Source organism: Streptomyces luteolifulvus, assembly GCF_008806595.1.
Classification (GTDB): domain Bacteria; phylum Actinomycetota; class Actinomycetes; order Streptomycetales; family Streptomycetaceae; genus Streptomyces; species Streptomyces luteolifulvus.
On sequence record NZ_VZRB01000002.1, the window covers coordinates 494333 to 502245 of the forward strand.

Annotated in this window: 8 protein-coding genes; 5 read left to right on the plus strand and 3 right to left on the minus strand. The window is 70.3% G+C overall.

The features are described 5' to 3' along the window. The first annotated feature begins 55 nt into the window (after positions 1 to 55). Positions 56 to 910, plus strand: coding sequence for a polysaccharide deacetylase family protein (locus F7R91_RS04840; RefSeq protein WP_225320526.1), 855 nt, complete (start codon positions 56 to 58; stop codon positions 908 to 910). A 99-nt stretch (positions 911 to 1009) separates the two neighbouring features. Further along, on the plus strand, positions 1010 to 1750 hold the full coding sequence (locus F7R91_RS04845) for an aminoacyl-tRNA hydrolase (RefSeq protein WP_150944770.1): 741 nt from the start codon (positions 1010 to 1012) through the stop codon (positions 1748 to 1750). Between the two features lie 484 nt (positions 1751 to 2234). Here the strand turns inward: F7R91_RS04845 and F7R91_RS04850 are convergent, their stop codons facing one another. The 3 genes from F7R91_RS04850 to F7R91_RS04860 all read right to left on the minus strand — a co-directional run bounded on the left by F7R91_RS04850 (position 2235) and on the right by F7R91_RS04860 (position 4450). Next, complete coding sequence (locus tag F7R91_RS04850; RefSeq protein WP_191971344.1) at positions 2235 to 3107, minus strand: DUF4184 family protein; 873 nt, start codon at positions 3105 to 3107, stop codon at positions 2235 to 2237. 117 nt (positions 3108 to 3224) lie between these two features. Continuing rightward, positions 3225 to 4127, minus strand: coding sequence for a hypothetical protein (locus F7R91_RS04855; RefSeq protein WP_150944773.1), 903 nt, complete (start codon positions 4125 to 4127; stop codon positions 3225 to 3227). Continuing rightward, positions 4124 to 4450 (minus strand): PadR family transcriptional regulator, encoded by a 327-nt coding sequence (locus tag F7R91_RS04860; RefSeq protein WP_191971352.1) that lies wholly within the window; start codon positions 4448 to 4450, stop codon positions 4124 to 4126. The genes F7R91_RS04855 and F7R91_RS04860 overlap by 4 nt, the downstream gene beginning before the upstream one ends. A 367-nt stretch (positions 4451 to 4817) precedes the next feature. Between F7R91_RS04860 and F7R91_RS04865 the strand changes: the two genes are divergently transcribed. Genes F7R91_RS04865 through F7R91_RS04875 form a run of 3 tightly spaced genes read left to right on the plus strand, consistent with a single transcriptional unit; the run spans position 4818 to position 7793 of the window. After that, on the plus strand, positions 4818 to 6053 hold the full coding sequence (locus F7R91_RS04865) for a cation:proton antiporter (protein ID WP_150944777.1): 1236 nt from the start codon (positions 4818 to 4820) through the stop codon (positions 6051 to 6053). Continuing rightward, positions 6040 to 6498, plus strand: coding sequence for a CBS domain-containing protein (locus F7R91_RS04870; protein ID WP_150944779.1), 459 nt, complete (start codon positions 6040 to 6042; stop codon positions 6496 to 6498). Before F7R91_RS04865 ends, F7R91_RS04870 begins: the two co-directional genes overlap by 14 nt. Continuing rightward, complete coding sequence (locus F7R91_RS04875; protein WP_150944781.1) at positions 6495 to 7793, plus strand: ArsB/NhaD family transporter; 1299 nt, start codon at positions 6495 to 6497, stop codon at positions 7791 to 7793. Before F7R91_RS04870 ends, F7R91_RS04875 begins: the two co-directional genes overlap by 4 nt. Positions 7794 to 7913: the final 120 nt, after the last annotated feature.

The following is a 7913-nucleotide window of genomic DNA, read 5'->3' on the forward strand; positions in this document are numbered from 1 at the left end:
GTCCGCTCCAGCCATGCCCGCCCGCATATGAGACACATCGTCATACATTCACTCGGTGATCTCTCGCGTACGCTGTGTCACCGCTGTCTGCGCCATGAGCGCCACTCTCGCCGGGCTCGCCGCACTCGCCGCCTGCGGCACCGCCCGGACTCCCCACCCCGCCCGGCCGGCCCCCTCGGCGCCGTCCCCGGTCGTCTCCCGGCCTCCGACCCTCGCCCCTGGCCCCGCCGGTCTGACGCCCGTCTTCAAGAACGGCACCCGCACACCCGACAAGACCGTCGCGCTCACCTTCGACGCCGACATGACCGCCGACCAGGGGCCGCGTGCGGCGGCGGGAGAGCACTTCGACAATCCCCGGCTCATCGCCACCCTGCGGGCGATGCGCGTGCCTGCCACGGTGTTCATGACCGGGCGATGGGCCGAGCAGTACCCGGTCCAGGCACGGTCCATCGGGCGGGACCCGCTCTTCGAGGTCGCCAACCACTCCTACAGCCACTACGCCTTCACCGGCGACTGCTACGGGCTGCCGACCGTGCCGCAGGAGCGGATGCGGGCGGAGGTGGAGCGGGCGTATGCCGCGTTCCGCGAGGCGGGGGTGCGGGGGGTGATGCCGTACTTCCGCTTTCCCGGTGGGTGCTACGACCGGCGGGCCCTCAAGGCGCTGGCCTCCACCGGTGTCACTGCCGTGCAGTGGGACGTGGTGAGCGGGGACGCGTTCGCGACGGACGCGGGGGCCGTGGCACGGCAGGTGCTGGACGGGGTGCGGGCGGGGTCGGTCGTCGTCATGCATTGCACGCGGAGCGCGGCGCCGGTGAGTGAACGGGCTGTGCGGATGATCGTGCCCGAGCTGCGGGAGAGGGGGTTCCGGTTCGTGAAGGTGTCCGAGTTGATCGGAGGGAGTGCGTTGTGATGCGGAGGTGCGGGTCGCCTGCGGCTGGCCGCGCTCCCGCGACGAAGCCGCACATTGCTGCACATTGCTGCAGCCCCGCGCCCTTTAGGGTTGGTCGTTGTGAGCCACGATGCAACGCCCCCGGGCGACAGCCCCTTTCGGTCCGAGCCGAGTGCACGCGACCACGCGCCGCAGTTTGTGCTGCCTCTCGTCGTGCGCATCGAGAAGGGTGCCCCGCCGGCGCGTACCGATGCTCTGGAGACCGCGGCCCGGGCCGTGCTGACCATCCTCGGTGACGAGCGGTCCCTCGGTGACGGTGCGTGGGCTCAAGCGATGCGGGACTGGCAGGACGCGCGGATTCGCAAGGTGGTGCGGCGGGCCCGCGGGGCCGAGTGGCGGCGGGCCGGGACACTGCCGGGAATCACGGTGACGGGAAAGTCGGCGGAGGTACGGGTCTTTCCGCCCGTGCCTCTCGACGGCTGGCCCAAGGAGCTGGCCCGGCTCCAGGTGTCCGGCACCGACCTCGACGACCTGGAGCCGCCGGTGGATGCGGACGGGGCGGCGCCGGTGCTCTGGATGAACCCGGAGCTCGACATGTCCGCCGGCAAGGCGATGGCGCAGGCCGGTCACGGTGCCCAACTGGCCTGGTGGGAACTGTCGGACGAGGAACGGGCCGGGTGGCGCGACGCGGGCTTCCCCCTCGCCGTCCGCACCGCCGACGCCGACCGCTGGCCCGAACTCACCACCGGCGGACTGCCGTTGGTGCGCGACGCGGGCTTCACGGAGATCGCGCCCGGGCTGACGGTGGCAGTCGAAGGTGGCAGCCGGTTCTGCCCGCTACCGCCCAAGCCGCAGCGTTAGGTCAGCTTCACGCAGGCTTACACAACCGCGACTGCCTGGCCCTACCCACGGGCCGCCCGCACGTCGCCTACTGTCCATCCTCGGAGGTCCGGTTGGCCCTGCCCGTCGTCCCCTGAACCCGATGACGTACGGACCCAGTTGGGCGGCATGGGAACCTGCTTGAGCCTCGTGCTCTGCAGGTTCGGAGTCCGAACGACAGGTCCGCCGAAGTGACGGGGGGCAGCGAACGGCCCGGGGCCCGGGACGGCACGCCGCTGTCGGCGGAGGGCTTTGAGAGCGTCGACGACCAGGACGCTGTCGGCCACGCGTGACAGATCTTCCGGGAAACGGTTGGGACGAGAGCACCGCGGCGGAGCCGCCGTGGGCCGACCCGACCCGACCCGACCCGGGACCGAGGGCCACGTGGAATCCCTGAGAAGCCGTCTGAGCTCTGGATGACAACGAGGCCCTGGACATCGCGGCACCGGGTCTCGCTCGTGGCGAGTCAGATGGTCGTGTTCGCCCGAGGGGCGTCGTCGTACACGGAGTCGGCTCCGCTCCCGCGGGAGCGGGCTGCCGTGACGGCGCGCCAGATCCACCACACAGTTGCGTAGAGGACCAGGGGCCCGATCAGGCCGGAGCCCGCGCCTTTCGCCGCGTCGGACAGCACCCCTTCGACCACGACGCTCAGCGGCAGTCCGGTTGTCGCCGCCTCTGGGCCGGCGAGCCACCACCAGGCGTGGGCGACGGCTCCGCCGACCGTGAACAGAGCCACTGCGAGGAGGACAAGGCGCCGCTTTGCGCCACTGAGGCCGGTACGGACTTGATCAGCAAGGAGGCGCGCTCGCCTGCGCCACAGGTACACCGCGGTGGCGGCCAGGCCGCCGATCGTGCTCGCATGCTGCAGGGCCCGCGCCCAGGTGAGGCTGCCCACCAGCGTGGAGGTGAGCCAGGGCGCACGGGTGACCACGAAGCCGTCGTGGTGGGTGAAGGCATCCCAGAGCAGGTGCGTGGCGATGCCGATCAGGGCGGACAGGACGATCCACCCGGCTCGGCGTATCAGTGTGCGGGCCGTCCGGGGCGGTGGCGGGGGGACGCGTATGGGCAGCAGGGACGCCAGCGGGCGATGGCCGGCTCGGAACAGGCCCCACAGCGTGAGGGCGTACGGCAGGGTGACGGTGACAGCGCCGGGAGCGGTGTGCGAGGTCGTGGCGTTGACGAAGGGTTCGTACCAGGACTGCGCGCTGACGGGCAGGCCCGTAGCGACAACGAAGTAGGGCATGTCCGGTGCGACGGCTCCGGCGACCAGCGCGGCCCGGCTGAAGGGCCGCCGCATCAACGGCAGTACGGCCGCGGGGTGGGACAGGGTAAACGGCATGAGCATCCTCTCGCGCAGACCCGATAGTCCGTCGAACGGAATGCTACGCCAAACGGACTATCGGTGGGCGACGGACGCCACTGCGCCCCGTTTGGATGCTCGGCCGCGGCAGGCCGTTCAGAGGAAGGTGCGTCGGGTTCGCCCCAGGCGGCCGGCCAGAAGGGCGAGCGCCGCGGTGGCCGGCAAAACGGCTGCCAGACACGCGACAGCAGCAGCCTCGCCCCACGCTGTGGTGTAGGCCTGGGCGAGCACAGGCGGGGATGCCAGGACCATCGCCCCCAGCTCGCGCCCGCCTCGTGATCCACTGCGCCAGGTCAGCACGACACCGGTCGCGGCGAGGACGAGCAGCGGCCAGCACCCGTAGTCGGTGCTGACCCCCGGCACCGCGTGCGCGTCGATGGCCGCCCGTGGCACGACCACGAGCGCGATCACGGCACCGGCCATGCCCGCCCACCCCGGCGCAGTGCTCTCCAAACGCCGGTCCGGCGGGCAGGCGAGCACCACGGCCGCCGCCAGGGCCGCCGCGGCCGGGGTGACGACCGGGTCACCGAACGCCGGCCCGCTGACCACCGCGGCCACCGCGAAGCAGAGCAGCCCGGCCACTGTGCAGGGCACCCCCACGCGCCACCGGCCGGCCAGCGCCGACGCCGCTCCTGCGAACACGATCAGCGACGAGACGAGCAGCACACCCCACGCCCCCGACAGGTCGACGCCAAGCTGCATCCCCAACGGGGTGGGTGAGGCGACCAGACCGGCGTACCAACGCAGAAGGTGCAGGCCGCACGCGGCGGCCGAGGCAGCCAGGGCGAAGGGATACGCCAGCGCAAGAACCTGCGCGACGGGAGCGGCCGACCCCAGTCCCATCCGCATCCGCATCGCGTGCGCCGCCAGACCTGCACCTTCTTGCACCCGCGAGCTCAGCGGCTCACCCTCGGTCATTTCGCGAAAGGTCGCGGCAATCTCCCCGCCATGCGCCCGTCGGTAAGCAGCGGGATACAGCCGCAACACGCGCTCGATCATGTGGCGTCCGCCGACGGTCGCGTGACGGACAGGCGGCGAGTGGCCTCCCTCGCCGTCGCGGCCAGGCGCTCGGCCTCCACCGCCAGCCGCTCCCGCCCCGACGGGGACAAGGTGAAGATCCGCCGGGCCCGGCCATCGACGACCTCTTCGCGCTCGACATCGATCAGGCCATCGGCCAGCAGGCGATCCAGGGCCCCGTACAGGGCGCCCGTACGCAGCACGACACGGCCGCCGGTCATCGCCTTGACCTCCTGCGCGATGGCATATCCGTGCCGGGGTGCGTCCGCGAGGGCTGTCAACACCATCAAGGTGGGCTCTTGCATCACGCGCTCACTCACTCCATGAAGATAGTCACTCCGCCGGACTATCTCAACGCGGTCAGCCACGTCATCGACGCCTGGGCTGCCGGCCGAGGCGTCCGACGGATGTGCCCGCCGCACGAATGGCTGGCCGCCCGTGGCTGCGGGGACTCCCGGCGGCCACCGTGCCCTGTCACACCAGAACGGCGGTGCCCGGTAAGCCAGTACTTTTCCCGGCGCACTGCCGGAACCCGGCAACGCCCGGCACGTCGGAGTGCGTGCCAATGACCTGTCAATGCCGCGTAAAGAACGTGTAGGGTTCCCAGCGGTGTGCCGGGAAGCCTGGTCGGCGTTTGAGGACAACTCTCTTCGCTGATCGGGGGCTCGGGTCATGGTGCTCGTCGTGGTGTTCGGTGTGGCGCTGCTGATCGCGGTGCTGCTCTCCGGGCTGGCCGCCCGGACCGTGCTGTCGACGTCCTTCCTCTTCCTGGTCGGCGGGGCACTGGTCAGCGACGGCTTCCTGGGACTGATCCACATCACGCCCGACAGCGAGATCGTGTCCGTGACGGCGGACTTGGCGTTGTTCGCGGTGCTGTTCACCGACGGCATGCACGTCTCCTTCCCCAAGCTGCGCGCCAACTGGCGCAACCCGGCCCGCGCCCTGGGCCTCGGCATGCCGCTGGCGTTCGTCGGGATGGCGCTGATCACGCACTTCCTGGTGGGCCTGGACTGGACGATGTCCTTCCTGGTCGGCGCGGTGCTCGCGCCCACCGACCCGGTGTTCGCCTCCGCAATCGTCGGGCGCAAGGAAGTCCCGGCGAAGCTACGGCAGTTGCTGAACGTGGAGAGCGGCATCAACGACGGGCTCGCCCTGCCGGTCGTGCTGATCCTGATCGCCGCGGCCGGACCGACGTCCGGGCACGCGGAGGCGTCGCTGGGGAAGATCGCGCTGGAGCTGGTTCTCGGGCTGCTCTTCGGCGTTGTCCTGCCGTTCGTGGTGATCGAGCTCGTGCGGTTCCGGCTGCTGGGCGCCGAGCCCAAGCTGCAGCCGCTGCTGCCGCTGGCGGTCGGCGTGATCCTGTACGCGGTCTGCCACCTCACGCACGCCAACCCCTATCTCGCCGCGTTCTCCGCGGGCGCGATGCTCACCGCCCGCTCGCTGGAGGCGAAGGAGGCGTTCGAGCCGCTCGGCGAGGCGCTGGCGGAGCTGGCGAAGTTCGCGGCGCTGCTGGTCTTCGGCGCGCTGCTGACGCCGCAACTTTTCGGGGACCTGTCCTTCGGCGGCTACGTCGCGGTGGTCCTGGCCATCGTGCTGATCCGGCCGGCCTCGCTGCTGCTGTCCCTGCTCGGCACGCGGTTCACCCGGCAGGAGAAGCTGGTCGCGGCCTGGTTCGGGCCGAAGGGCTTCGCCTCTGTGGTCTACGGGCTGCTGGTGCTGCAGGCCGGCATCCCGCAGGGCGAAGAAGCCTTCACACTGATCGCCGTGTGCATCGCCTTCTCGATCATCGCGCACAGCTCGACCGATGTGCCGATCGCCCGCGTGTTCCACGTCGACGACCTCGCCGGCGTGGACGGCGCCACCCCCACACCTCGCACCACAAAGGAGGCCGGCCATGTCGGCGCGTGAACTCGCCGAGCCCTACCCGTCCGTGTCCACCGACGACGACGCCACCGACGCGGCGCGGCTGCTGGCCGAGCACAAGCTGCCCGCGCTGCTGGTGGTCGACCGCGACGGACAGCCGTACGCCATCGTCCCCGGCTCCCAGCTCATCGCGCAGCTCCTGCCCGAGTTCGTGCTGGAGGACCCCCTCTTCGCGGCTGTGATCGACGACCGGGAACTCGACGAGGTACCCGGCAAGCTGGCCGGGCTCACGGTCGCCGAGTGGCTGCCGCGCCGCAGGTTCCGGCCGCCGACGGTCGGTCCGGACGCGAGCGTCATGCACATCGCCGCGCTCATGGCCCGCACGCACACTCCGCTGGTCGCCGTCGTCGAACGGGACGGTGACCAGCCCCGGCTCGCTGGGGCCGTGACGGCCGCCCGTCTGATGGAACGACTCGTCGGAGGATCGTGAACGGCTGGCAGAGCTGGGCGGCGATCGCCGTCTTCGTGGCCACGTACGGCCTGATCATCAGTGAGAAGATCCACCGCGTGGGCGCCGCCCTGGGCGGCGCCGCGCTGATGCTGGCCATCGGCGCCACCGACGACAAGTCGGCCTTCTTCTCCGAGCACTCCGGTGTCGACTGGAACGTCATCTTCCTGCTCATGGGCATGATGATGATCGTCGGTGTACTGAAGAAGACCGGCATGTTCGAGTACTTGGCCATCTGGGCGGTCAAGCGGGCGCGGGCCAAACCCTTCCGCGTCATGGTCATGCTCGTCGTGATCACGGCAGTGGCGTCGGCACTGCTGGACAACGTCACCACGGTCCTGCTGATCGCCCCGGTGACCCTGCTGGTGTGCGAACGGCTCATGCTGCCCACAGCCCCGTTCCTCATCGCCGAGGTGTTCGCCTCCAACATCGGCGGCACCGCCACCCTGGTCGGCGACCCACCCAACATCATCATCGCCAGCCGCGCCGGCCTGACCTTCAACGACTTCCTGGTCCACCTCGCCCCGCTCTCCGCGATCCTGGTCGTGGTCCTCGTCGTGCTGTGCCGGTTCCTCTTCCGCAAATCCTTCGTCTACGACGAGACACGCGCCGAGGAGGTCATGGCACTGGAGGAGAAGGAGGCCATCCGCGATCACCGGCTGCTCGTCCAGGGGCTGGTCGTCCTCGCTCTGGTCGTCCTCGGATTCGTGCTCCACCCTGTCCTGCACTACGAGCCGAGCGTCGTCGCCCTGCTCGGCGCCGGCCTGCTCACAGCGATCTCGGCCGTCGAGACCGGCGAGGTACTGGGCGAGGTCGAGTGGCCCACCCTCGCGTTCTTCGCGGGGCTGTTCATCATGATCGGCGGGCTGATCGAGACCGGCGTGATCGGTGAGGTCTCCCGCTCCCTCGCGGACGCCATCGGCGACAACGAACTCGGCGGCTCCATGCTGCTGGTGAGCGCCTCGGCCGTACTGTCCGGCATCGTGGACAACATCCCCTACGTGGCCACGATGGCCCCGATCACCGCCGACCTGGTGCAGAACATGGGAGGCGCGAGCGATCATGTGATGTGGTGGGCCCTGGCCATCGGCGCGGACCTCGGCGGCAACGCCACCGCGATCGGCGCGAGCGCCAACGTCGTCGTCCTCGGCATCGCCGAGCGCAACCGGCAGCCCATCACCTTCTGGCAGTTCACCAGGTACGGCCTGGTGGTCACCGTCGTCACCGTTGCGCTCTCGGTGCCGTATGTGTGGCTGCGCTACTTCGCGCTCGCCTAATGGGACTTGCCGGGGCGTAGAGACTCGGTGCCGTAGCCGCCAGCAGGTGAGCACTTTCATCGCCTGAAGCACGTGACTTCTGAGGTCAGACCGTGCCCCTGCTGGTCGGCCGGGAGGCCA

Coding starts and splice junctions, on each gene's coding strand:
- F7R91_RS04850 (WP_191971344.1), bottom strand. CDS start 3,107: ATGCCGTTTACCCTGTCCCACCCCGCGGCCGTACTGCCGTTGATGCGG.
- F7R91_RS04855 (WP_150944773.1), bottom strand. CDS start 4,127: ATGATCGAGCGCGTGTTGCGGCTGTATCCCGCTGCTTACCGACGGGCG.
- F7R91_RS04860 (WP_191971352.1), bottom strand. CDS start 4,450: ATGCAAGAGCCCACCTTGATGGTGTTGACAGCCCTCGCGGACGCACCC.
- F7R91_RS04865 (WP_150944777.1), top strand. CDS start 4,818: ATGGTGCTCGTCGTGGTGTTCGGTGTGGCGCTGCTGATCGCGGTGCTG.
- F7R91_RS04870 (WP_150944779.1), top strand. CDS start 6,040: ATGTCGGCGCGTGAACTCGCCGAGCCCTACCCGTCCGTGTCCACCGAC.